The sequence below is a fragment of the Bradyrhizobium sp. 179 genome (assembly GCF_023073535.1).
Lineage (GTDB): Bacteria > Pseudomonadota > Alphaproteobacteria > Rhizobiales > Xanthobacteraceae > Bradyrhizobium.
Genome location: NZ_JADPJR010000009.1, coordinates 173,220 through 198,233, shown reverse-complemented (window position 1 = coordinate 198,233; position 25,014 = coordinate 173,220). Strand labels below are relative to the sequence as shown.

The following is a 25,014-nucleotide window of genomic DNA, read 5'->3' as shown; positions in this document are numbered from 1 at the left end:
ACTTTTCAGTATCGGTAGGGCTCGTGGTCGAACAGCGGGAACGCGCTGAACACGCTCGGCGCATTCGTTGCGGTCGCCTGATGCAGGCAGGATTTGTCGACTTCGGCGAACGAGGTGGCACCCAGGAGGCCGAGGCAGCGCAGCACTTCGTCCTCCAGCAGTTCCAGCATTCGCATCACGCCTGCTTCGCCGGCCGCGGCCAGCGCCCAGCATTGCAGCCGGCCGATGCCGACGATGTCGGCGCCGGCCGCGATCGCCTTGACGATGTCGGTGCCGCGGCAGAAGCCGCCATCGACCATGATCTTGGCGCGGCCCTTCACCGCCTCGACGATTTCAGGCAGCACATGCATGGCGCCGCGGCCGTGATCGAGCTGACGGCCGCCATGGTTGGAGACGTAGATCCACTCGACACCGTGATCGATCGCGATCTGAGCGTCCTCGGCGGTGGCGATGCCCTTCAGGATCAGTGGGATCCTGAACTTGTCCTTGATCATCTTCACCGTCCGCCATTCCAGACCCTTCTGGAAATCGCCGCCGGTCGCGCGCAGGCGGCTTTCGCGAACGTAGCGCTTGGCGATGTCACGTTCGCGACGGCTGTAATGGGCGGTGTCGACAGTCAGGCAGAACGCGGCATAGCCGTTCTTCTCGCTCCGGCTGACGACATCGGCGACGAAGGCATCGTCGCCGCGGACATAGAGCTGATAGAGCCGCAGCGCGTCGGGCGCGGCCTCGCCGGTCTTCTCGAGCCCCGGCTCGGACACCGAGCTCAACATGTGCGCCGCACCGAAGGTGCCGGCGGCGCGCGCGACGCTTGCCGCGCCATCGGGATCGAAGATCTCCAGCGCACCGACGGGGGCGAGCACCACCGGCAGCCGCATCCTGCGGCCGAACTGCTCGACGGAGCCGTCGACCTTGCGAACGTCGCGCAGCACGCGCGGGCGGAAGGCGATCTCGTCCAGCGCCATGCGGTTGCGGCGCATCGTGGTCTCGGTCTCGGCAGCGCCGACGATGTAGTCCCAGGCATTCTGGTTGAGGTTGGCGCGCGCCTTCCGGATGAACTCGTGCAGGTTCTGGAACGGCTCGTTGCTGGCGCCGAGTTCGACGTTCCTGTCCGGCCGGATGCGGGGCGCGTCATTCATTGTTGTCCTCCCGAGAATTTGAAGTCTTGTCGCCATCGCCTAGCGTGTCCGGCCCTCCAAAACCATCCTAAAATCGCATAGCTGCGAGGCGTGGGCGGCCGACCGATGCCGCGTTGCGCGAAGCGGTTTCGGAACGTTGCCAAAAGTTTAAGCCGAAGCGAAGGGATTTCGCCGGCGTACCGCCGCCGGCCTTCCAGGCGGCCTTGAAGAAACCAGAATGGTGTTGTGAGAGGTGACCTGGATCGCCATTTGCATGGCGGCTTCCAAGCCCGAGAGATAAGCCCTCAACAGAACCGCTAAGCAAAAGGCCAGCCTATCCATGCGGAAAACCCTGCTGTTCCCCCTGGGCGCGCTCACGGGAGTGTGTCTGACCCTTCTGGTAGCCAGTCCCCACGGCAGCGTGTGGGCGGCACGGGCGGCGGCGAGCGCGGACGATGCCTATTCCCAGCTCAATCTGTTCGGCGCAGTGTTCGAGCGGGTCAAGGCGAACTATGTTGAGAAGCCCGACAATGCCAAGCTGATCGAAGGCGCGATCACGGGCATGGTGACCTCGCTCGATCCGCACTCGCGCTACATGAATGCCAAGGCCTGGACCGAGATGCAGGAGACCACCTCCGGCGAGTTTGGCGGGCTCGGCATCGAGGTCACGATGGAGGATGGCCTCGTCAAGGTCGTCTCGCCGATCGACGACACGCCGGCCTCGAAGGCCGGCATCATGTCCGGCGACCTCATCAGCAAGATCGACGGCGAGGCCGTGCAGGGCATGACGCTCGAGCAGGCCGTCAACAAGATGAAGGGGCCGGTCGCCACCAAGACCAAGCTCACCATCGTGCGCAAGGGTGCCGACGCGCCGCTCGACGTCGCGATCACCCGCGAGATCATCCATGTGCGCCCGGTGCGCTTCCACGTCGAGAATGGCGACATCGGCTATATCCGCATCACCTCGTTCAACGAGCAGACCACCGACGGCCTGAAGAAGGCGATCGCGTCGGTCTCCAAGGAGGTCCCTCCGGAGAAGCTCGCAGGCTATGTTGTGGACCTGCGCAACAATCCCGGCGGCCTGCTCGACCAGGCCGTCTCGGTGTCGAGCGCATTCCTCCAGCGTGGCGAGGTCGTCTCGACCCGCGGGCGCAATCCGGAAGAAACCCAGCGCTTCACCGCGCATGGCGGCGATCTCACCAAGGGCAAGCCGCTGGTGGTTCTGGTCAATGGCGGCTCGGCGTCGGCTTCCGAGATCGTGGCCGGCGCCCTGCACGATCACAAGCGCGCGACGATCATCGGCACGCGCTCGTTTGGCAAGGGCTCGGTGCAGACGATCATTCCGCTCGGCGCCGGCAACGGTGCGCTGGCGCTGACCACGGCGCGCTACTACACGCCGTCGGGCCGCTCGATCCAGGCCCAGGGGGTCGCGCCCGACGTCGAGATCCTCCAGGACGTGCCGCCCGAGCTGAAGGGCCGGATGGATACCATGGCGGAGTCCCAGATGCGCGGGCACCTGTCGGCCGCCGATGGCACTGAGCAGACCGGTTCCCAATCCTACGTCCCGCCGGAGGAGAAGGACGACAAGGCGCTGCATGCGGCCTATGACTTCCTTCACGGCGTCACCGCGAATGCCGTCGCCGCCAAGCGCGCGACGAAGGCTGCGGTGCCGAACTAGACCTGACGGCCTTCAGACATGGATCGCCCGGGAGCGGATGACCGCTTCTGGGCGATTTCGTTTGCGGCGCAGTCTTCGAAGCCTAACCGGCCTCGCGGCGTCGGCTCTCGCTGCCTTCGCGTCGGGCGAGACGGCTGCGATGCAGCGCGAACAGCTCCAGCATCTTGTCGGCCGGTTTTGCGGCGCTGAAAAGATAGCCCTGCATCTCCGAACAACCGAGCGCCCGGAGCAGACGCTGCTGCTCTTCGGTTTCGACGCCCTCGGCCGTGGTGGTCATGCGGCGGGCGCCCGCTAAGTTGACGACGGCCTGGACGATGCTGGCGGAGCCGTCGGGGCCGGCGATGTCTTCGACGAAGCAGCGGTCGATCTTGATCTTGTCGAAGGGGAAGCGGTGCAGATAGCTCAGCGACGAGTAGCCGGTGCCGAAATCGTCCAGCGCGATGCGCACGCCGATGGCGCGAAGCTGGTGCAGGATCGCCAGCGCTGCTTCGTCGTCGCGGATCAGCACGGCCTCGGTGATCTCGAGCTCGAGCCGGCTAGCCGGGAGGTTCGAGGCGGCCAGGGCCGCCATGATCTTGAGCGCCAGCGTGCCGCTCTTGAATTGCACTGGCGAGACGTTGACGGCGAGGCGGATGTCGTCGGGCCAGTTGGCTGCGTCCCGGCAGGCGGTCGCCAGCACCCACTCGCCGATCTCGTTGATCAGGCCGGTGTCTTCGGCAATCGGGATGAACTCGGCTGGCGAGACCATGCCGCGCTCGGGATGGCGCCAGCGCACGAGCGCCTCGCAGCCGGTGATGCGGTCATCCTTCAGGCCGAGGCAGGGCTGGTAATAGACCTCGAGGCCGCCATGGGCGATGGCGTGACGCAGGTCGATCTCGAGCTGCCGCCGCTCGCGAACCTTAGCGTCCATATCCGGCTCGAAGAAGCGATAGGTGCGGCGTCCGGCGGCTTTGGCGGCATACATCGCCATGTCCGCGTTCTTCAGGATCTGATCGAGCACCTCGCCGTGTTCCGGCGCCAGCGCAATGCCGATGCTGGCGTCCGCGGTGAGATGATGGCCCATGCAGTCGAAAGGGGTGCGGATGGCCTGGAAGACCCGTGCGACGAGATCGTTGACCTGGTCCGGCGAGGTCACCGCGCTCTGCACGATGGCGAATTCGTCGCCCCCGAGCCGGGCCACGAAATCCGCCGGGCCGGCACAGCGGCGCAGGCTCTGCGCGATCGACTTGAGCAGCTCGTCGCCGACGAGATGGCCAAGCGCGTCGTTAACGCCCTTGAACTCGTCAATATCGATATAGTGCACCGCGATCTGTTCGCCTTCAGTGATGGCGGCCAGCTCTTGCCGCAGATGCTCGTGGAACATGGTGCGGTTGGGCAGATCGGTCAGCGCGTCGTAATGGGCGAGGTGGGTGATGCGCGCCTCAATCCGGCGGCGCTCGGTGATATCCTCATGCGTCGCCACCCAACCGCCGTCCGCAAGCGGCTCGTTGACGATCTGGATCGAACGGCCGTCGGAGGTGTCGACGACCATGGCGTTGCGCACATGGACGCCGCTCAGTACGCGCGCAACGTAGTCGTCGACATCGCCGGTGAACGAGCCCGTCGCTTTGCGATGGGCGATGATGTCGTGGAAGCTGCAACCGGGCTTCACGGTCGCAGCCGACAGCCCGTACATGTCGATGTAGCGTTGGTTACAGATCACGAGCCGCCGCTCGGAATCGAACAGCAGAAGGCCCTGAGTCATGTTGTTGACGGCGCGGTCGAGACGCTGCATTTCCAGCATCAGCCGTTCCCGCGAGAGGCGGTGCTGCTCCAATAGCTTGCGCACGATCGCGATCAGCACGCCCGCGATGGCGAGCGCAGAAGACGCGGCGACCGAGATCAGGATCCTAATCTGCTCGCGCCAGTCCGTCAGGGCCGCCGCGCGCGTCATGGTGGCCATGATCAGGATCGGGAAGTGGGGCAGGGCACGGGAGGAGATCAGCCGGTCTTCTCCGTCGACGGGGCTCACGAAGCGGCCGGCGAAGTGATCGAGCCCGAAAACCCTCTGTTGCGAGAACGGGCCGGTTTTGAAATTCCGTCCCATCAATTCGCTGGAAAGCGGATAGCGGGCGAGCAGCGTGCCGTCTCGATGCAGCATCGAGATCGTCGCGCCTTCGCCGAGCACGACGGAAGCGAAGAATTTCTCGAAATTAGCGGGCTCGATACCGCGCCCGACGACGCCCAGGAACTCGCCGTTCGGCCCCAGGATCTTGCGCACGATCAGGATGGTCCAGGCACCCGAGATGCGACTGTGCAGCGGCTCGATCAGCACGTCAGGCGAATGCGGATCGTATTTGAAGGTGCGGAAATAGGCGCGATCGGCAACGTTCACTTTCGGGGCGGGCCATGCCGTCGACGAGTTGACGAGATTGCCTTCGGCGTCGATGACGTTGACCCCGCCCATGTAGGGCAACGCCTCGATCTTCGAGCGCAGCATCCGGTGGACGTCCTGCCCCGACAGGCGCCTGCGATAATCCTCCGCGTCACGGATGCCCGTCGCGCGGACGTGGTCGACGAAATCCCGTTGGATGACCGCAAAATCCTGCAATTGCTGGTCGAAATGATGGGCGAGCATCAGCACGGTGTTTTCCAGCTCGCGGCCGGAGTTGCGCAGCGCACGTTCGCGGAAATTCTGCGCCATCAGCGTCGCGCCGACGGCGATCGCCGCGATCAGCAGCGTGCCGCCCACCACCAGCCAGCGGATCGGTCCGCTGCGCACGAAGGCCTGGTCAAAGAGGCGACTGCCGAATCTCGTCATCATGCTGGATCATTGCCGTGCACACGCCAGGATCAATTCCTGACCTCGAAAACACCCGTTGGTTTACGGGAACGGTATGGAGGCGAAGTTAGGAAGCGCGGTTAACGCGATGTGAACGGCCGGGTGCAAAGGCAACCGATGTGCGCGGCGCAGAGGGTGGATCGCTGAAGTCCGCGGGTCAGGCGCGGTAATGGCCGGACTTGCCGCCGAGCTTCTCGACGAGATGGATGCCCTCGATGCGTACGCCGCGCTCCACCGCCTTGATCATGTCGTAGATCGTGAGGCAGGCGACCGAGACGGCGGTGAGCGCCTCCATCTCGACGCCGGTGGGACCGGTAACCTTCACGCTGGCGCGGACGAGGCAACCCGGCAGTTTCGCGTCGGGCCCGATGTCGACCGTGACCTTCGATAGCGCGAGTGGATGGCAGAGCGGGATCAGCTCGGAGGTGCGCTTGGCGGCCATGATTCCGGCAATGCGCGCAGTCCCGAGCACGTCGCCCTTCTTGGCGTTGCCGGACACGATCAGCTCGAGCGTCGCCTCGGTCATGATGACGCGGCCTTCCGCCACCGCAAGCCGCTCGGTCGCGGGCTTGTCCGAGACGTCCACCATCCGCGCTTCGCCGGACTCGCCGATATGGGTGAGGGCAGCGCCGGCCTTCGACCTGGCTGGGATTGTCTTGGATGGCTTGCGCGCCATGTCAGCGCGTACCCGTCGCGCGCGGCGCCGTCTCGCGCGCCAGCAGCGTGCGCGTGGCGGCGGTGACGTCGGCCTGCCGCATCAGGCTCTCGCCGACGAGGAAGGTCGACATGCCGACGCGCTCGAGCCGCGCAAGATCCGCGGCTGTGAAGAGGCCGCTCTCGCCGACCATCAGCCGGTCCCCGGGGATCAGCGGCGCCAGAGCCTCGCTGGTCGCAAGGGTGGTTTCGAAGCTGCGCAAATTACGGTTGTTAACGCCGATCATCGGCGAACGAAGTTTCAGCGCGCGGTCGAGCTCGGTGCGGTCGTGGATCTCGATCAGCACATCCATGCCGTAGGCGAAGGCGGCATCTTCGAGGTCTCTGGCAGCCGCATCGTCGAGCGCGGCCATGATGATCAGGATGCAATCGGCGCCATGCGCGCGAGCCTCCGCCACCTGGTAGGTGTCGAACATGAAGTCCTTGCGCAGCACCGGCAGCGAGGTTGCCGCGCGCGCCGCCAACATGAAGTCGAGATGGCCCTGGAACGAAGGCGTGTCGGTCAGCACCGAGAGGCAGGCGGCGCCGCCGGCCTCATAGGCTTTGGCAAGCTGGGGCGGATCGAAATCGGCGCGGATCAGTCCCTTCGACGGCGAGGCCTTCTTGATCTCGGCGATCAGCGCGTAGTCGCCATTGGCGTGCTTCGCCTTGATCGCGCGCACGAAGCCGCGCGGGGCGGCTTGCGCCTTGGCCTTTGCCTCGACAATCGAGAGCGGCTGCGCGCGCTTGGCCGCGGCAATCTCCTCGCGCTTGTAGGCCTCAATCTTGGTCAGGATATCCGACATGTCAGGCTCAGCCGTTCGAGACCGCGATCAGATGTTTCAGCCGCGCGCTCGCGGCGCCGCTGTCGAGCGATTTTGCGCCGATCGCCACCCCTTCCTTGAGGTCCTTGGCGCGTCCGGCCACGACGAGCGCGGCGGCGGCGTTGATCAGCGCGACGTCGCGGTACGGGCTCGGTCTGCCGTCGAGCACGCTTTTCAGCGCGATGGCGTTGGCATCGGCGTCGCCGCCTTTGAGTGCGCCCGTCTCGCAGCGCGATAGGCCGGCCTCCTCGGGCGTCACCTCGAAATTCCGGATCTCGCCATTGTGGAGCGCGGAGACGAAAGTCGGGCCGGTGAGGGTGATCTCGTCGAGGCCGTCGGAGCCGTGCACTACCCAGGCGGACTCCGAGCCGAGGTTCTTGAGCACCTGCGCCAGCGGCTGCACCCATTGCCGCGAAAACACGCCGACCATCTGCCGCTTCACGCCGGCCGGATTGGAGAGCGGACCGAGCAGATTGAAGATCGTGCGCGTCGCGAGCTCGACCCGGGTCGGGCCGACGTTCTTCATCGCGGGATGGTGCGCGGGGGCGAACATGAAACCGATGCCGCATTCGCGCACGCAGTGTCCGACCTGCTCGGGTCTGAGGTCGATCTTCACGCCGAGCGAGGCCAGCACGTCAGCGGCGCCCGAGCGCGACGACAGCGCGCGGTTGCCATGCTTGGCCACCGGCACGCCAGCGCCGGAGACGATGAAGGAGGCGCATGTCGAGACATTGACGGAGCCGGAGCCGTCGCCGCCGGTGCCGACGATGTCGACCGCATCAGGCGGCGCCGTCACGGTCAGCATCTTGGAGCGCATCGCCGTCACAGCGCCGGTGATCTCGTCCACGGTCTCGCCGCGCACCCTGAGCGCCATCAACAGGCCGCCCATCTGCGAGGGCGTGGCCTCGCCGGACATCATGGCATCGAAGGCGGAGGCGGCTTCGTCACGCGACAGGCTGGCGCCGGTCGCCACTTTTCCAATGATCGATTTCAGGTCGTCCATCGCGTGCTTTCAACTCACTGGTTCGCGCCGGTCACCTGCGCGAAGGCGGCCTGATTAATGGTGGTCCCGATGTCGGTTTCAAGCTTGTTGACGTAGGAAGCGACCTGCTCCTCGGTCTGCGCACGGTCGAGACTGTCCTTCAGCTTCTTCACCGCCTCGGAGGCTGCGTCGACCGTGGGTTCGACGATGTCGGTGACGCGGAAGACGATCACTTCGCTGCCGCCGCTCACGGGCGTCTGCCCGACGCCGTCCTTGGCGGTACGGAAGGCCGCCGACACGACAGTTGCGGGCACGCCGGCAGGCGAATCGTCGCGCTTGAAGCCGGTTGCGGTCTCGACTTTGGCGCCGATCGCAGCGGCCTCATCGGCGAGCTTGCCGCCGGATTCGAGCTTCTGCACCATCTCGGTCGCCTTGGCCTTCAGCTTGGCCGCGACCTGGTCCTGGCGCCAGCGCGCCTCGACCTGGTCGCGGACCTCGTCGAGATTGCGGTCGCGCGAGGGCGTGATGGCGAGGACGTCGTACCAGACATAGCCGCCTTTGAACGAGATCGGGTCGTTGTCGACGCCGACGTCGGTGTTAAAGGCCTGCGACACCACGTCGAGACCCTGCGGAATGTTGGCGACCGGCTGGCCGTTCGGGGCGCGGCCGGAACGGTCAACGGCGTCGATGGTCACGGCCGTGAGCCCGAGCTTCTGCGCCGCGTCGACCACGCTGGAGCCGCCCCCACGCTCGTCCTCCATCTTGTCGCGGAGATCGGCGACCTTGACGCGCGCGCGCTCGGTCGCGATCTCGCGCTTGATATCGCCGGCAACGCTCGCGTAGTCCGCCTCCTTGCCCGGCTCGATCTTGTCGACCTTGACGATCGCGACGCCAAGCCCGCCCTGGATCGGCTGGCTGATCTCGCCGGCAGGAAGCGCGAAGGCGGCTTCACCAACGGCGGAATCGAGCGAAGACTTGGTCACAAGCCCGAGGTCGACGTCGGAGGCGCTCAGCCCGCGCTCCTTGCCGAGGTCCTCGAACGACGTCCCGCCGACGAGGCGCTCGCGTGCGGTCTGCGCGTCGGCCATGTTCGCAAACACGATCTGCTGGATCTGGCGCTTCTCCGGCGTGCCGAGCCGGTCCTTGCGCTGGTCGAACACTTTCCTGGCGTCCTCGTCCGAGACATCGGTCCACTTGCCGATCTCCTCCGGCGAGACCACGACGAAGGCGATCTTGCGATATTCGGGCGCGCGGAACTGGACCTTGTGATCCTCGAAATAGGCGGCGAGCGTCTCGGGCGAGGGCGCATCGATGGCGCCTGCCTGCGCGGCGTCAAGCCTGACGAACTCGATGGCGCGCTGCTCGTTCTGGAAGCGCGTCAGTACGTCGAGCATGGTTTTCGGCGGCTCGAGGCCGGCGCCGATCGTGCCGGTGATCTGCCGGCGCAGCGACACCTTGCGCTGCTCGGCGACGTAGCGCTGCTCGGTGTAGCCGAAATTGCGGATCACGGCCTGGAAGCGGTTCGCATCGAAGTTGCCGCCGACGCCCTTGAAGCTCGGGTCGTTCATGATGACCTGGCGGATCTGCTCGTCGGACTGGCCGAGCCCGAGCCGACGCCCCTCCTCGTCGAGAGCGGCCTCCGCAATGGTCTGCTGCAGCACCTGGCGGTCGAGCCCGAAGGCGCGCGCCTGATCGGGGGTCAGCGGACGGCCGAACTGGCGGCTGATCTGTTGCAGGCGGTCCGTGTAGATCTGGCGGAACTCGTTGAGCGAAATCTCGGTGCTGCCGATCTTGGCCACCGTGGACTGCCCGAAGCCGCGGAAGATGTCGGCGATGCCCCAAATGCCGAAACTGACAATCAACACGCCCATCACCACGGCCATAATGGTCTTGCCGAGCCAGTTTGATGAGGCCTTGCGCATTCCTCGAAGCATTTGGTCCAACTTGTTTGGCAGGAGGGGAACGGGAGCGCGTCTTAATGCAGATTCCGCAAAAGCGCGTCACCAAATTGATAGATCATCATAAAGTGGCGGCTTTCCCCCCGCAACCTCGCCTCAAGCGGCTGCTCGAAGCTGCGGTTAAAAGCCCCGAGGTCTGGAACTGGCGCGACAGCTCTGCTAGCGCATCCACAAACCTCATTTGCTGGACATTGACATGACCGACGCCATCCGACCGCTGATCGCCGGCAACTGGAAGATGAACGGCCTGAAGGCCCAGGTTGCGGAATTCGACGCCATGCTCAACGGCGCGGCAGACGTGGCTGGAAGGGCCGACCTGCTGGTCTGCCCACCGGCAACCCTGATCGCGGCCTTCGCCGACAGGGCGCGCGGCAAGAAAGTGACGGTGGGAGCCCAGGACTGCCATCCCAAGGTCTCCGGGGCCCATACCGGCGATGTCGCCGCCGAAATGCTGGTGGATGCGGGCGCTACTGCCATCATCGTAGGCCATTCCGAGCGCCGCGCCGACCACGGCGAGGGCGATGCCCTGGTCCGGCAGAAGGCCGAGGCAGCCTGGCGCGCCGGGGCGACCGCGATCGTCTGCATCGGCGAGACGCAGGGCCAGCGTGATGCCGGCCAGACCCTGGACATCCTGCGCGGCCAGCTCGACGGCTCGCTGCCGGACGGCTCCAGCGCGGCCAATCTGATCGTCGCCTATGAGCCGGTCTGGGCGATCGGCACCGGCCTCACCCCCACATCCCAGGATGTCGAGCAGATTCATGGCTTTATCCGGGAACTCCTGACGTCCCGGTTCAAAGCCGATGGTGCCAGGATGCGGATCCTTTACGGCGGCTCGGTCAAGCCCGCGAACGCGGCCGAGCTGATGGCCGTGAAGAACGTCAACGGCGCGCTGGTCGGCGGGGCCAGCCTGAAAGCAGCTGATTTCCTTGCGATCGCGAAGGGCTGTCCCTAGCTCATCCAAACCGTGGGTCCGGATCCGATCGGGGGTGGCAATACCCCCTCCGATCGTGTAACACCGCGCAACTTCAGGAAAACCCGCGAAGCGCGATCGGCCGCCGTCAGGCGCCGCCCGCTTATGACGGAAGGATACTATGCAGACCGTTGTCATCGTCATCCACCTCATGATCGTCGCCGTCATGATCGGCGCCGTCCTGCTCCAGAAGTCGGAAGGCGGCGGCCTCGGCATGGGCGGAGGCGCGGGTTTCATGTCGAGCCGCGGCACCGCAAACCTCTTGTCGCGCACGACCGCGATCCTGGCTGCGGGCTTTTTCCTGACCAGCCTGTTCCTGTCCTGGTACGCCGGTTATGACCGCAAGCCGTCGTCGATCATCGGCCAGCCTGGGCAGACTCAGCCGGCCGGCGGATCCCCGATCGCGCCGCCGACCTCGGGCGGTATCCTGGATTCGCTGAAGAAGGCCGACGAGCAGCAGCAGAACCAGGCGCCTGCCGGCCCGCAGGTGCCGCGCTCGCAATAAAAATAAAGCAGGGGGGCCATGCAGGGCGGCTGCTACCGTCCTGCATCAAAAATCCCCATCAAGGCACTGTCACCACTCTCAGTTCTGGATCACCCACAGGCCCGCAGAATCTTTGGGGCGGAATGCGAATCGCTTTGGCGAATCGAATTTAGGGGATTAGAGGTTAAGTCCCATGGCGCGGTACATATTCATCACCGGCGGCGTGGTTTCTTCGCTCGGCAAGGGTCTGGCTTCAGCGGCACTCGGTGCGCTGTTGCAGGCCCGGGGCTACAAGGTCCGCCTCCGCAAGCTCGACCCCTATCTCAACCTCGATCCCGGAACGATGTCGCCGTATCAGCACGGCGAAGTGTTCGTCACCGATGACGGCGCAGAGACCGATCTCGATCTCGGTCATTATGAGCGCTTCACCGGCAGGCCTGCGACCAAGGCCGACAACATCACCACAGGGCGCATCTACCAGGACATCATTTCCAAGGAGCGCCGCGGCGATTATCTCGGCGCGACCATCCAGGTGGTTCCGCACGTCACCAACGCCATCAAGGAATTCGTCCTCGACGGCAACGACGATTACGACTTCGTGCTGGTCGAGATCGGTGGCACTGTCGGCGACATCGAGGGCCTGCCGTTCTTCGAGGCGATCCGCCAGCTCAAGAACGAGCTGCCGCGCGATCATGCCGTCTACATCCATCTCACGTTGCTGCCCTACATCCCAAGCGCCGGCGAGCTCAAGACCAAGCCGACGCAGCACTCCGTGAAGGAGTTGCGCTCGATCGGCATCCAGCCGGACATCCTGCTCTGCCGCACCGACCGCGAGATCCCGAAGGAGGAGCGGCGCAAGCTCGGACTGTTCTGCAACGTGCGCGAAAGCGCCGTGATCGAGGCGCGCGATGTCGATAACATCTACGCCGTGCCCGAGGCCTATCACAATGCGGGCCTCGATGACGAAGTGCTCGCCGCCTTTGGCATCGCCTCGCGGATTCCGCCCGAGCTGCGCAGCTGGCAAGAAATCAACGAACGCGTGCGCAATCCCGAGGGCAACGTCACCATCGCCATCGTCGGCAAGTACACCGGCATGAAGGATGCGTACAAGTCGCTGATCGAGGCGCTGTCGCATGGCGGCATCGCTAACAAGGTGAAGGTCAATCTCGACTGGATCGAGAGTGAGATCTTCGAGAAGGAAGATCCCGCGCCGTTTCTCGAGCACGTCAACGGCATTTTGGTGCCCGGCGGCTTCGGCCAGCGCGGCGCGGAAGGAAAGATCAAGGCGGCGCAATTCGCACGCGAGCGCGACGTGCCGTATTTCGGCATCTGCTTCGGCATGCAGATGGCGGTGATCGAGGCCGCGCGAAATCTCGTCGGTATCGAGGATGCCAACTCCACCGAATTCGGTCCGACCAAGGAGCCGCTGGTCGGCCTGATGACGGAGTGGCTGCGCGGCAACGAGCTCGAGAAGCGCTCGCAGGCCGGCGACCTCGGCGGCACGATGCGGCTAGGGGCCTATCCGGCAACGCTCAATCGCGGCAGCCGCGTCTCAGAGGTCTATGGCGGCGCCACCGAAATCTCCGAGCGTCACCGCCACCGCTACGAGGTGAACACCGCCTACAAGGACCGCCTCGAGCAGCATGGCCTAAAATTCTCCGGCCTGTCGCCCGACGGCGTGCTGCCGGAGATCGTCGAGTACGAGGATCACCCCTGGTTCATCGGCGTCCAGTTCCACCCCGAGCTGAAGTCGCGCCCCTTCGAGCCGCACCCGCTGTTCGCCTCGTTCATTCAGGCGGCGATGGTGCAATCGCGGCTGGTCTAGACCCCTCAGCTCGCTTTCTTGACGATCTTACGGAGAGCGGCATCGATCCTCGATTGCCAGCCAGATCAATCCGTCCCGGCAACATCGGCGTCGCAAGCTCGGGCGAAAGCAATCCCGTGACAACTTTCATCTGCGGCCGCCGCGTCAGCCTGTAGACGGCCGCGGGTGGTACGTTCAGCACCGCCCGATCCACCAGCTTGGCGCGCAGGCCCAGCCGGTCGAGCACCGGGCGCGGCACCAGGCAGCTCATGCCGTAAGTGAACTGATAGAAGGCGCCGCCGGGGCGGATGTAGCTGAATGCGCCGCTGACAATCGAGACGACTTTGCGCATTGACATGTTGAGCAGCGGCAATCCGCTCACCACGGCGCCGACCGGCGCGCCCTCATAAAGGCGATGCGTGGTGAGCCGCGCCGCATCGATCCACAATATGCGCGCCCCCGGGAAAGCGCACCTGCAGCAGCTTCATGAAATCGGAGCCGTATTCGACCAGCGTGAGGTCTTCCTGGCGCACGCCGCGCTTCAACAGCTTGTAGGTGAACGCGCCGGTACCGGGACCGAGCTCGAGGATGGGGCCGGTCGAAGCGTCGATCTCGCGCGTGATGAGATCCGCCAGCGCCGCGCTCGACGGCGCGATCGCACCGACCTGACGCGGTGCCGACATCCAGGCGAGGAAGAACGAGAGAAAATCGTTGGGCATGCGCACTCCGGCATTTTGCTTCGCGCCTCGCAAATCAGAGGCGGCTCACAATCTCAGGGGAGTGCATTGCGGCAGCATTGCGTAGGTGATGCGGACCAAGATCACTTGCGGATCGGCGGCAATGTGATCCGGAAGCATGCGCCGCCGTTCGCTCCGTCCAGCACCGAGACGTCGCCGCCATGCAGCAGCACGATCTCGCGAACCATGTTGAGGCCGAGGCCGGCGCCGCGGTCCAGCGGCGTGAGCCGATAAAATGGCTCGAAGATCGTCTCGCGTTGCTCGGGCGGAATGCCCGCGCCCTCGTCGTTGACTTCGATGCATGCGGGCTTGCTGACGCGGACGCCGATCGTGCCGCGGCGCGGGCCGTGCTGGATGGCATTCTGCACCAGGTTGGTCAGGGCGCGTTCGAGCGCGATCGTGTCGCCGAGTGTCTCGATCGGTGTTTCCGGTGCGTCGAGCGCCAGCTCATAGCCCGCGGCGATGGCAAGCGGGGCCAGCTCGGCGGCGACGCCCTGGGCGATTGCGACGAGGTTGATCCGTGCGAAAGGGTGCCCGCAGCGGTCGAGCCGCTGGATATCGAGCAATTGCTCGGCGAGCGTGGCGAGCCGCGCGGCATCCTCGATCAGGCGGGTCTTGTCTGGTCCCGGCGGAAGCGACTCCAGGCGCGTGTTCAGGATCGCGATCGGCGTGCGCAGCTCGTGCGCGGCATCGGCGACGAAGCGCTTGTGCCGGGCATAGCCTTCGTCGAGCCGCGCCAGTGCGTCATTAACGGCGGTCACGAGCGGCACGACCTCGAGCGGAATCTGGTCCACCGACAGTCGCGCGCCGCGCTGATGAATGTCGATGCGACGCGCCTGATCGGCCGTCGTGTCGAGCCCTCTGAAGGCGCGCCGCACGATCATCGGAGTAGCGATCAACGTCGCCGTTCCCATCAGGAGCAGGCCGGGCAGGGCGATGCCGAGAAACATCAGCGAGGTCATGAGCACCGCCTTGGCGCCGGTTAGCGTGCCCTGCGTCGCCGTAATGACCTGCACATTGCCGGCGTCGGCATCGACGCGCTTCAGCCGCGCCGGGGCTTTGCGTGGATCGTCCTCGAAAAGCTGCCAGCCGAGCCGCGCCTGGCTGATGTGGTCGAGCGCCCCGCCGATCGTGGCGAATTCGGCCGGCACGGCGCCTTCGCTGAGCGAATGGCCCTCTCTGTCACGGACCAGGAACACAGGTCGGGCGTCTCCGCGCGCAGCTGTTTCAGCTCCGGCGTCGCGCGCAGCATCAGGCCGCCCTGTGCGTCGCGGGTCAGCGCATGCTGCACGGCGTCGATGACACGGTCCTCGTCGCGCGCGGCGAGCACGAAGCCGGAGGCGCATAGCGCCGTGATGATGACGGCCACCAGCGCGACGAGCAGCGCGGCGTGGAGCGACAGCAGGCGCCAGCTCAGCCGCGAGCGCAGGCAATAGGGATCGGCGTGCCTGCTCACGGCAGCTTCTTCAGGAGATAGCCGACGCCGCGAATGCCGTGGATGTCGACACCCGCATCCGCCTCGGCAAGCTTGCGGCGCAGCCGCGATATGTGGGTATCCAGCGCGTTCGACTGGATTTCGTCGTCGAAATTGTAGACGGCCTCTTCCAGCGCCGAGCGCGGACGGTCCGGCCCATGCGGCGGATCAGCGCTTCGAGCACCAGCAACTCGCGGCGCGACAGCTCGAACGTGTGGCCGTCGATGCTCGCCTCGCGATGGCCGACATCGAAGGCGAGGCGGCCGGCGCGGATGACATCCGGCGTGAGGCCGGCGGGCCGCCGCAACACCGCGCGCAGACGCGCGAGCAATTCCTCGACCGCGAAAGGCTTTGCCAGATAGTCGTCCGCGCCGCTGTCGAGCCCGGCGACACGGTCGGCGAGCTCGCCGCGGGCCGTCAGGACGATGATGGCACGCCGTCGGCGCGCGCCCTTAGCTTAGGGATCAGGGCAAGGCCGTCACCGTCCGGTAGCTGGCGGTCGAGCAGGACTGCGGCGTGGACTTCGGCGGAAAGCGCTTCCTCCGCTTCGCAGAGCGTCGGCACGTGGTCCACCACCATGTCGTAGCGCTTCAAGGCCGATGCCAGCGCGCCCGCCATCTCCGCCTCATCCTCGACGAGCAAAATTCGCATGATCTCGCACCTGAGCCTCAACAAGCCATTCTAGCCGCCGTATCATTGCGGCAGCATTGCGGGAACCGGCTGCGACGCAGTGACAGTGAAGGGAGCACCAGCCATGCGCGGAACGCCGCCGGGGCGGTCGGGTGAGGTTCAAGACAGCACCACGGCCAATCGCTATAACCGCTGCGCTTGATCAGGGAGGAACATGAATGATCTTCGAAATGCGCCAGTATCGCTGCGTGCCTGGCCGTTTGCCGGCGCTCTTGAAGCGGTTCGAGACGGTCACGCTGAAGCTCTGGGAGAAGCACGGCATCAAGCAGGCCGGCTTCTTCACGACGCTGATCGGTGAGTCCAACCAGGAGCTGACCTATTTTCTGGCCTGGGAGACCCTCGCCGAGCGCGAGAAGAAGTGGGGCGCGTTCATGACCGATCCGGATTGGCTCGAGGCGCGGGCCAAGTCGGAAGCCGACGGCCAGATCGTCGCCAACATCGTCAGCCAGATACTGACGCCGACCGCTTTCTCGGCGGTGAAGTAACGAGCTTGGCGCAGCGGGGAACCTTGGTGCAACCCTGATATTCGAACGGTCCCGGCCGAAGAGGGTTGATCCGACCCTCATCGCCGCTATGGTCGCGCCGAAATGAGGGATTTGCCTTGAGCTCTTCGAATTCAGCGGCTCCCGCCGTCACCATTGGCAAGGTCAAATTCGGCAATGACCTGCCGATCTCGGTTATTGCCGGGCCGTGCCAGCTCGAGAGCCGCCAGCATGCGCTGGAGGTCGCCTCCGCGCTGAAGGAGATCGCCGCGCGGCTGAACATCGGCCTCGTCTACAAGACCTCGTTCGACAAGGCCAACCGCACCAGCGCGTCCGCTGCGCGCGGGCTGGGCCTCGCGCAATCGCTGCCGATCTTCGCGGAAATCCGCTCCTCGCTCGGCTTGCCGGTGCTGACCGACGTGCACGAAGCCGCGCAATGCGCCGAGGTGGCGGAGGCCGTGGACATCCTCCAGATACCCGCCTTCCTGTGCCGGCAGACCGACCTGCTTCTTGCAGCGGCCGCGACCGGGAAGGTCGTGAACGTCAAGAAGGGCCAGTTCCTGGCGCCTTGGGACATGGCGAATGTCGTGACCAAGATCACGGGTGCGAACAATCCCAATGTGCTCGTTACCGAACGCGGCGCCTCGTTCGGCTACAACACGCTGGTTTCCGACATGCGCGCATTGCCGATCCTGGCGCGCACAACCGGCGCGCCTGTGATCTTCGACGCCACCCATTCGGTGCAGCAGCCGGGCGGGAAGGGGACTTCCTCGGGCGGCGATCGCGAATTCGTGCCGGTGCTGGCACGTGCGGCTGTTGCCGTTGGCGTTGCCGGCGTCTTCATCGAAACCCATCCCGACCCCGACAGCGCGCCCTCCGATGGTCCCAACATGGTGCCGCTGCGCGAGTTCGAAGGGCTGATTGCCAAGCTGATCGCGTTCGACGCACTCGCAAAGAACCCGGGCTAATGCAGCGAGGCGAGGCGCGGCCGCAGGATCACGGCTTGCCAACAGCACTCTACGTCATATCGGGCGCAAGCTTCGCCGCAGCGCTGTCGGCACGCGCGCTCGATCCGGTGCTGCCGCACGTCGCCGAAGATTTTGGCGTCAGCATCGCGACCGCCGCGGGCTTTGCCGCGGTGTTCGCCTTCACCTTCTCGATCATCCAGCCCATCATCGGCGCCGCCGCCGATCTATTCGGCAAGACGCGGCTGATGATCGGCTGCCTCGCGCTGCTCGGCCTTGCCAACATCCTGGGCGCGCTCTCGACCTCGTTCTCGGTTCTGTTTGCGACCCGCATCCTCGCCGGTATCGGCTCGGGCGGCGTGTTTCCGGTGGCGCTGAGCCTGACCAGCGATCTCGTTGGGCCGGAGAGACGCCAAGTCGCGATCAGCCGCACGCTTGCAGGCGCGATGACCGGCAATCTGCTTGGCGCCTCGGCCTCCGGGCTGATTGGCGATTTCCTCGGTTGGCGCGGCGTGCTGGCGGTGCTCGGCGTGCTGGTGATCGCCGCCTCGATCGCGGTCGGGGCCGGCTTTCACGGCGCCAAGGTCAAGCATCCGCCGAAGACCAGCCTGTCGGCACTGAAGGCCGGCTATCGCACCATTTTCACCAATCCGAACGCGTATGTCTGCTACTCGGCCGTGTTCATCGAAGGCTGCTGCGTGCTCGGCCTGTTTCCCTACATCGCCTCGTTCCTGTTCGAGCTCGGGCAGACCTCGCTCTCGATCGCCGGCATCGTCATCGCGGGCTTTGCGGTCGGCGGCTTGTTCTACACGCTGACGGTGTCGCGCCTGCTGCCGCGGCTAGGGATGAAGGGCATGATGATCGCGGGCATGACGCTGGTTGCCTCACAGCTCATGGCCGTCGCATTCGGCCCACGCTGGGAAGTGCAGGCACTCAATCTCGTCGTGATGGGGTGGGGCTTCTACATCGCCCATGGTTGTCTCCAGGTCTTCGCCAGCGAGCTCTCGGTCGAAGCGCGCGCCACCGCACTGTCGCTGCATTCGTTCTTTTTCTTCATGGGGCAGACCGTGGGGCCGCTCGCCTATGGCTTCGGGCTCCAGCATGCTGGCAAAACGCCGACGCTGGTCGCGAGCGCCGGGATCATGGTGGTGCTGGGCTTCGTCTGCGCCCGGCTGCTCAAGCCGCGTGCACCGGCGGATGCGCGGGCCTGAACAAGACGTTCAGGCCGCGCCAAGCTGGACAACAGGACGCTATCCCCGCCCGCGATAAGGCGCGACGCCTTGCTCGGGCACCCACAGGCCCTTGGGCACACGGCCGGTCTGCCAGAAAACATCGATCGGGATGCCACCGCGCGGATACCAATAACCGCCGATGCGCAGCCATTTCGGCTTGATCTCGCTCGCGATGCGCTTGCCGATCATCACCGTGCAGTCCTCGTGGAAAGCGCCGTGATTGCGGAAGCTCGCAATGTAGAGCTTGAGCGACTTCGACTCCAGCAGCCATGGGCCCGGCGCGTAGTCGATCATCAGATGCGCGAAATCCGGCTGGCCCGTAACCGGGCACAGCGAGGTGAATTCCGGCACGGTGAAGCGCACCAGATAGTCGGTGCCGCTCTGCGGATTGGGCACGCGATCGAGCTGGGCTTCTTCCGGTGTGTGCGGCCACTCGACCGCGCGGCCAAGCTGCAGGGATTTGTTCGCCATCGTCGTCACATCCTGTTTCGGATGCCGGGATGGACGCAAATGTCGCTGTCGTCAACCGGCCGCGATGGTGTGGATCATGACGATCCGGTCGTTGCCGGACTCACAACCCCACAGCTCGCCCGGCCTGCCGTCGAGCTGTCGCACATTGGCATTGGCCTTATTGCTGGCGAAGACGTTGAACCGCTCGGTTGTGGGATCGAAACGGACGATGGCGTTGGCGGAGAAATCGCTCAGCCAGACCTTGTCCTTATCGTCGACATAGACTGCGTAGGGCCGGGGGCGCTCGCCCGGCAGCTTCCAGGTCTTCCAAGAGCCGTCCGCGGGATCGTGCACCGAGACATGGCCGCTGTTCCACTCGCTGACCCAGATCCGGCTGTTCGAATCGGACCACACCCGCCGCGAGCCTTGGTTCGGCGTCGGCGGCTCGACCACGCTCGCATTGCCGCTCGCGCGGTCAATCTTCGCGATGTAGCTCCCAGCGAGCGAGGCGTACCAGATGCCCCCGTCGGGAGTGACCGTGATGCCGTACGGGCCAACGCCCTTGGGGGCCTTGAACACATTCATCTCGCCAGACTTCGGCACGAGCCGGCCGTAATAGCCGGACTGGCCGGTGAACCAGTACGTGCCGTCCTTGTCGAACACGCCGGTGTTGAGATTGGCGGCGGCGAACTTTTCGGGCAGGCGGAACAGCGTGACCTTGAGATCGCCGGGGTCGACCCGCGCAATTGCGTTCTGGCCGCCCTCAGTGATCCATGGCGCGCCGTCGGGACCGATGGTCACCCCGTGCGGGGCAGCACCCTGGCCGAGGCTGACCGTCTTGAAGGTGCCATCCTTGGGGTCGAGCCTGCCGAGCATGCCCTTGCCCTGCGCGGTGAACCACACTGTGCCGTCAGGGGCGGGCGTCAGATCATGCAGGCCGATGCCGGCACTGATCGGGAAATACTTTGTCCGGAACGGGCCTTCCTGCGCGAAACCTGGGCGGATGGCAAGCAGGGCGGCGCTCGAGACAAGAAACTCGCGGCGATTCATGGCGTTACCCCGACTGTTTCAGGTTGAGGTTGGACGCGCAGATCAGATGCCGTGGAGCATAATCTGAGGGGCTTCACGCGTCAGTCGAAGCCGGCTGTCCAAGCGTTCACATTTGCTTGCGCTCCGTGTAAGACCCGCGACACCGATCAGCCCTAACGAACGGAAGTGCACATCATGACCGCCATCATCGACATCATCGGCCGCGAAATTCTCGATAGCCGGGGCAATCCCACTGTCGAAGTCGATGTCGTGCTCGAAGACGGCGCACTGGGCCGCGCCGCGGTGCCGTCGGGGGCTTCCACCGGCGCCCATGAAGCGGTGGAACTGCGCGACGGCGACAAGGCCCGCTATCTTGGCAAGGGCGTCTCCAAGGCGGTCGGCGCCGTCAACGGCGAGATCTTCGAGGCCCTCAGCGGCCTCGATGTCGAGCAGCAGGCCCAGATCGATCAGATCATGATCGACCTCGACGGCACGCCGAACAAGAGTCGCCTCGGCGCAAACGCCATTCTCGGGGTGTCGCTGGCCTGCGCCAAGGCGGCCGCGAACTCGCTGGACATGCCGCTCTATCGTTATGTCGGCGGCACCTCGGCGCGCCTGTTGCCGGTGCCGATGATGAACATCATCAATGGTGGCGTGCACGCCGACAACCCGATCGACTTCCAGGAATTCATGATCCTGCCGGTCGGCGCATCGAGCTTTGCCGAGGGCCTGCGCTACGGCGCCGAAGTCTTCCATACGCTGAAGTCGGAGCTGAAGAAGGCCGGCCACAACACCAATGTCGGCGACGAGGGTGGCTTCGCGCCGAACCTGCCGTCGGCCGATGCCGCGCTCGACTTCATCATGAACGCGATCGGCAAGGCCGGCTTCAAGGCCGGCTCCGACATCGTGCTCGGCCTCGATTGCGCCTCGACCGAGTTCTTCAAGGACGGCAAATACGCCTATGAAGGCGAGGGCAAGACCCGCTCGATCTCCGAGCAGGCGAAGTACCTTGCCGACCTCGTCTCGCGCTATCCGATCGTGACCATCGAGGACGGCATGTCGGAGGACGACATGGACGGCTGGAAGGAGCTCACCGACCTCATCGGCAAGAAGTGCCAGCTGGTCGGCGACGATCTCTTCGTCACCAACGTCAAGCGCCTCGCCGAAGGCATCAAGGCGGGCAGGGCCAATTCGATCCTGATCAAGGTCAACCAGATCGGCACGCTGACCGAGACGCTCGCCGCGGTCGAGATGGCGCACAAGGCCGGCTACACCTCGGTGATGTCGCACCGCTCGGGCGAGACCGAGGATTCCACCATCGCCGATCTCGCGGTCGCCACCAATTGCGGTCAGATCAAGACCGGCTCCCTTGCGCGGTCCGACCGCACCGCCAAGTACAACCAGCTGCTGCGCATCGAGCAGCAGCTCGGCAAGCAGGCGCTCTACGGCGGCAGGGCGGCACTGAAGGCGCTGGCTTAAGCCGGCGCTTCGACCTGCGAAACGACGAACAGGGGAGGATCGACATGAGCGACGGCAACACCGGACTGCAATTGCGTTCGCTGATCAAGGCGAGCGGTGAGCTGGAAATCTCGCTGATCGTGGTGCCGACCCCCGAGCCTGCCGCGGACGAGGTCGTCGTCCGCGTGGAGGCGGCGCCGATCAATCCGTCCGACCTCGGGCTCCTGATCGGCGCGGCCGACATGAGCACGGCGAAAGCTTCGGGCAGCAAAGACGCTCCCGTCATTACCGCGAAGGTGCCGGAGGGCGCGATGGGAGCCATGGCGGGCCGGCTCGACCAGTCGATGCCGGTCGGCAACGAAGGCGCCGGCGTCGTCGTCAGGACCGGCTCGTCGGATGCCGCCAAGGCGCTGATGGGCAAGACTGTCGCCATGATCGGCGGTGCGATGTATTCGCAATATCGAACGCTGAAGGTGAGGGAGTGCCTGCCGCTGCCTGAGGGCACGACGCCGGCCGAAGGCGCCTCTTGCTTCGTCAATCCGCTCACCGCGCTCGGCATGACCGAGACGATGCGGCGCGAAGGTCACAAGGCGCTGGTGCACACCGCGGCTGCCTCCAATCTCGGCCAGATGCTCAACAAGATCTGCATCAAGGACGGCATCCCGCTGGTCAACATCGTGCGCAGCAAGGAGCAGGCCGACATCCTGCACAAGATCGGCGCCAAATACGTGGTCGATTCCACCGCGCCGAGCTTCCTCGGCGATCTCACCAATGCGCTGGTCGAGACCGGCGCCACCATCGCCTTCGACGCCATCGGCGGGGGCAGGCTGGCCGGCGACATCCTCAACTGCATGGAAGCGGCAATCAACAAGACCGCGAAGGAGTACAGCCGTTACGGCTCCAACGTGCACAAGCAGGTGTACGTCTATGGCGCGCTCGACACGCGGCCGATCGAGCTGCCGCGCGGCTTCGGCATGGCCTGGGGCGTCGGCGGCTGGCTGCTGTTTCCGTTCCTGATGAAGATCGGGCAGGCGGACGGCGCCAAGCTGCGCCAGCGCGTCCTCGACGAATTGAAGACCACCTTCGCCAGCCATTACACCAAGGTGGTCTCGCTTGCCGAGGCGCTCGATCCTGCCAACATTGCCGTGTACGCCAAACGCGCCACCGGCGAAAAATTCCTCATCAACCCGAATAAATAATCGTGATGTACGACGGCACATCACCGAAAGAAGGACTTGCCTTCTGAGCGAACCGGGGGATTATTCCCGCCGCCGTTGAAAGCGGAAAAACCGCAAGGCGCTCAGAAGGGGATCTGCATGACCGACCTCAATCGCCGTCACCTGCTTGCAGGCGCCGCCGCCCTCAATGCGGCTGCCGTTACCGGGCTTGGACCGACCGCCGCCGATGCCTCAGTGCCGCCGGCCGGGACGCAGGCGCCGGGCTTCTATCGCTACAAGGTCGGCAGCTTCGAGTGCACCTCGATCAATGACGGTGCGCGCACCTTCCCGATGCCGGACAAGTTCGTCGTCAACGTGCCGAAGGACGAGGCGCTGGCCGCAGGCGAGGCGGCCTACATGCCGAAGGGCATGGTCACGGTGCCCTTCAACCCGCAGCTCATCAATACCGGCTCCAAGCTGGTGCTGATCGATACCGGCAACGGCATCGCGAATTTCGAGCCGAGCAAGGGCGCCGTCGGTCGCACGCTGCAAAATCTCCAGGCCGCTGGCGTCGATCCCAAGAACATCGACGTCGTGCTGCTCTCGCATCTTCATCCCGACCACACCAACGGCATCCGCCTCGCCGACGGCGCGCTCGCCTTCCCGAATGCGGAGATCATGGTGCCGGGTAAGGACTGGGAGTTCTGGACCAGCGGGGACAACGCCGCAAAGGCCGAGTCCAATGCGATGATGAAGAATTATTTCGCCAACGTGAAGAAGACCTTTGCCGGCCTCGAGTCCAAGGTCACCAAGTACGAGTGGGGCAAGGAGGTCGCACCCGGCATCACCTCCATTGCGACGCCGGGTCACACGCCCGGCCACACCTCGTTCGCGGTCGCATCGGGCGATGCGAAGGTGCTGATCCAGTCCGATGTCACCAACATTCCGGAATTCTTCCTGCGCAATCCGGACTGGCACGTGATGTTCGACACCGATGCCGCGCTGGCGCAGGCGACCCGCCACAAATTCTACGACATGGCGGCGGCCGAGAAGGCGAGCGTGGTCGGCTTCCACTTCTCCTTCCCCTCGATCGGCCATGTCGAGAAGGACGGCGCAAAATATCGCCTGGTCCCATCGGCGTGGAATCCAACGATCTGATCTGGGTTAGTCTCGTCCAGACGTTCGCGCGAACGATCGGGCCGCGGCTTGGCGGCCTGACTGTTTTGGCCAAAAGGTCAAAGGACGCGATTTCCCCAGAAGAGCCGAGGGCATTTCACGAAACACAGCGTTTCCAAATCGAGCTAGTTCATGCACTTGCATCCATCGGTCCGGATGGCTTAAGTGCCTTCCCGGCACTCTCGCTTAAAATCCCAAGGACACATCATGGCCTACAACATCGTCACGATCGCCGGCAGCCTGCGCAAGGACAGCTTTTCGCTCAAGATCGCCAATGCCCTCGCCAAGCTCGCACCTAGCTCGCTTAAGCTCGAGGTCGTCACGCCGGCGGGCATTTCCTTCTTCAACCAGGACTTCGAGGGCGCGCCGCCCGCCGACTGGCTGGCCTTCCGCGAGAAGCTTCAGAAATCCGACGGCGTCATCTTCGTCACGCCCGAATACAACCGCTCCATTCCCGGCGCGCTGAAGAACGCCATCGACGTCGCCTCGCGGCCCTATGGCAAGAGTTCGTTCAACGGCAAGCCGGTCGGCATCATCTCGAATTCACCGGGGCCGCTCGGCGGGGTCAGCGCGGCCAAGCATTTGCAGACCATCCTGCCTGGTATCAGCGGCCCAATCATGCAGCAGCCGGAGGCCTATCTGAACGCCGTCGGCGACGCCTTCGATGCCGAGGGCAATCTGACAAAGGAGTCGCTGAAGCCGGTGCTCCAGGCCTATCTCGACGCGTTCGCGGCGCACGTGGCGAAGCATCACGGCTAATCCAAATCGCTGGCGGCCAGACGCCAGGTCCTCATCCTTGAGGAGGCGCGTCAGCGCCGTCTCGAAGGATGGC

General features: G+C 65.0%; 19 protein-coding genes and 3 pseudogenes. 11 read left to right on the top strand and 11 right to left on the bottom strand.

Features of this window, described 5'->3' with window-relative positions; genetic code table 11:
- Positions 1-5 precede the first annotated feature (5 nt).
- Positions 6-1,139: an alpha-hydroxy acid oxidase gene (locus IVB12_RS02760; protein WP_247295398.1), complete on the bottom strand. Its 1,134-nt coding sequence runs from the start codon at positions 1,137-1,139 to the stop codon at positions 6-8.
- Positions 1,140-1,458: 319 nt separating this feature from the next.
- Here IVB12_RS02760 and IVB12_RS02755 point away from each other — a divergent pair, with 319 nt between their 5' ends.
- On the top strand, positions 1,459-2,796 hold the full coding sequence (locus tag IVB12_RS02755) for a S41 family peptidase (RefSeq protein WP_247295395.1): 1,338 nt from the start codon (positions 1,459-1,461) through the stop codon (positions 2,794-2,796).
- An 82-nt stretch (positions 2,797-2,878) separates the two neighbouring features.
- Here the strand turns inward: IVB12_RS02755 and IVB12_RS02750 are convergent, their stop codons facing one another.
- From IVB12_RS02750 to IVB12_RS02730, 5 genes are all read right to left on the bottom strand, one after another.
- Complete coding sequence (locus IVB12_RS02750) at positions 2,879-5,599, bottom strand: EAL domain-containing protein (RefSeq protein WP_247295391.1); 2,721 nt, start codon at positions 5,597-5,599, stop codon at positions 2,879-2,881.
- Positions 5,600-5,774: 175 nt separating this feature from the next.
- The gene (gene moaC, locus IVB12_RS02745) at positions 5,775-6,293 is read right to left on the bottom strand and encodes a cyclic pyranopterin monophosphate synthase MoaC (RefSeq protein ID WP_247295389.1); all 519 of its coding nucleotides are present in this window, start codon (positions 6,291-6,293) and stop codon (positions 5,775-5,777) included.
- A 1-nt stretch (position 6,294) separates the two neighbouring features.
- Positions 6,295-7,116: an indole-3-glycerol phosphate synthase TrpC gene (gene trpC / locus IVB12_RS02740; RefSeq protein WP_247295387.1), complete on the bottom strand. Its 822-nt coding sequence runs from the start codon at positions 7,114-7,116 to the stop codon at positions 6,295-6,297.
- A 7-nt stretch (positions 7,117-7,123) separates the two neighbouring features.
- Positions 7,124-8,137 carry an anthranilate phosphoribosyltransferase gene (gene trpD, locus IVB12_RS02735; protein WP_247295385.1) on the bottom strand — a complete coding sequence of 338 codons (1,014 nt, stop codon included), beginning with the start codon at positions 8,135-8,137 and terminating at the stop codon, positions 7,124-7,126.
- Positions 8,138-8,151: 14 nt separating this feature from the next.
- Positions 8,152-10,050, bottom strand: coding sequence for a SurA N-terminal domain-containing protein (locus tag IVB12_RS02730; RefSeq protein WP_247295383.1), 1,899 nt, complete (start codon positions 10,048-10,050; stop codon positions 8,152-8,154).
- Positions 10,051-10,270: 220 nt separating this feature from the next.
- Between IVB12_RS02730 and tpiA the strand changes: the two genes are divergently transcribed.
- The 3 genes from tpiA (at position 10,271) to IVB12_RS02715 (ending at position 13,353) form a co-directional block, all read left to right on the top strand.
- Positions 10,271-11,026, top strand: coding sequence for a triose-phosphate isomerase (tpiA, locus tag IVB12_RS02725; RefSeq protein ID WP_247295381.1), 756 nt, complete (start codon positions 10,271-10,273; stop codon positions 11,024-11,026).
- A gap of 139 nt (positions 11,027-11,165) precedes the next feature.
- Positions 11,166-11,549 (top strand): preprotein translocase subunit SecG, encoded by a 384-nt coding sequence (secG, locus tag IVB12_RS02720; RefSeq protein WP_247295379.1) that lies wholly within the window; start codon positions 11,166-11,168, stop codon positions 11,547-11,549.
- A 172-nt stretch (positions 11,550-11,721) separates the two neighbouring features.
- Positions 11,722-13,353: a CTP synthase gene (locus tag IVB12_RS02715; protein ID WP_247295377.1), complete on the top strand. Its 1,632-nt coding sequence runs from the start codon at positions 11,722-11,724 to the stop codon at positions 13,351-13,353.
- Positions 13,354-13,450: 97 nt separating this feature from the next.
- On the opposite strand, the pseudogene IVB12_RS02710 reads toward IVB12_RS02715, so the two are convergent.
- From IVB12_RS02710 to IVB12_RS02700, 3 pseudogenes are all read right to left on the bottom strand, one after another.
- Positions 13,451-14,051: pseudogene (locus tag IVB12_RS02710) on the bottom strand (rRNA adenine N-6-methyltransferase family protein); the annotation flags it as partial.
- A 101-nt stretch (positions 14,052-14,152) separates the two neighbouring features.
- Positions 14,153-15,525, bottom strand: a pseudogene (locus IVB12_RS02705) (HAMP domain-containing sensor histidine kinase).
- Positions 15,522-16,194: pseudogene (locus tag IVB12_RS02700) on the bottom strand (response regulator transcription factor). Before IVB12_RS02700 ends, IVB12_RS02705 begins: the two co-directional pseudogenes overlap by 4 nt.
- A gap of 197 nt (positions 16,195-16,391) precedes the next feature.
- On the opposite strand from IVB12_RS02700, the gene IVB12_RS02695 reads away from it, so the two are divergent.
- The 3 genes from IVB12_RS02695 (at position 16,392) to IVB12_RS02685 (ending at position 18,891) form a co-directional block, all read left to right on the top strand.
- Positions 16,392-16,718, top strand: a complete 327-nt coding sequence (locus tag IVB12_RS02695) for an NIPSNAP family protein (protein WP_247295375.1) — start codon at positions 16,392-16,394, stop codon at positions 16,716-16,718.
- Positions 16,719-16,834: 116 nt separating this feature from the next.
- Positions 16,835-17,683 carry a 3-deoxy-8-phosphooctulonate synthase gene (kdsA, locus tag IVB12_RS02690; RefSeq protein WP_247295372.1) on the top strand — a complete coding sequence of 283 codons (849 nt, stop codon included), beginning with the start codon at positions 16,835-16,837 and terminating at the stop codon, positions 17,681-17,683.
- Entirely contained in the window at positions 17,683-18,891 is a 1,209-nt protein-coding gene (locus tag IVB12_RS02685; RefSeq protein ID WP_247295370.1) for an MFS transporter, read from the top strand. The genes kdsA and IVB12_RS02685 overlap by 1 nt, the downstream gene beginning before the upstream one ends.
- Before the next feature lie 39 nt (positions 18,892-18,930).
- On the opposite strand, the gene queF is transcribed toward IVB12_RS02685, so the two are convergent.
- Both queF and IVB12_RS02675 read right to left on the bottom strand, forming a co-directional pair.
- Positions 18,931-19,383, bottom strand: a complete 453-nt coding sequence (gene queF / locus IVB12_RS02680; RefSeq protein WP_247295368.1) for a preQ(1) synthase — start codon at positions 19,381-19,383, stop codon at positions 18,931-18,933.
- 51 nt (positions 19,384-19,434) lie between these two features.
- Positions 19,435-20,412 carry a lyase gene (locus tag IVB12_RS02675; RefSeq protein WP_247295366.1) on the bottom strand — a complete coding sequence of 326 codons (978 nt, stop codon included), beginning with the start codon at positions 20,410-20,412 and terminating at the stop codon, positions 19,435-19,437.
- 174 nt (positions 20,413-20,586) lie between these two features.
- On the opposite strand from IVB12_RS02675, the gene eno reads away from it, so the two are divergent.
- From eno to IVB12_RS02655, 4 genes are all read left to right on the top strand, one after another.
- Positions 20,587-21,870, top strand: a complete 1,284-nt coding sequence (gene eno / locus IVB12_RS02670; protein WP_247295364.1) for a phosphopyruvate hydratase — start codon at positions 20,587-20,589, stop codon at positions 21,868-21,870.
- A 44-nt stretch (positions 21,871-21,914) separates the two neighbouring features.
- The gene (locus tag IVB12_RS02665; RefSeq protein ID WP_247295362.1) at positions 21,915-23,048 is read left to right on the top strand and encodes a zinc-binding dehydrogenase; all 1,134 of its coding nucleotides are present in this window, start codon (positions 21,915-21,917) and stop codon (positions 23,046-23,048) included.
- 117 nt (positions 23,049-23,165) lie between these two features.
- Positions 23,166-24,164, top strand: coding sequence for an MBL fold metallo-hydrolase (locus IVB12_RS02660; RefSeq protein WP_247295360.1), 999 nt, complete (start codon positions 23,166-23,168; stop codon positions 24,162-24,164).
- A 225-nt stretch (positions 24,165-24,389) separates the two neighbouring features.
- A complete protein-coding gene (locus IVB12_RS02655) occupies positions 24,390-24,941 on the top strand; it encodes an NAD(P)H-dependent oxidoreductase (RefSeq protein ID WP_247295358.1) in 552 nt (183 codons plus the stop codon).
- Positions 24,942-25,014: the final 73 nt, after the last annotated feature.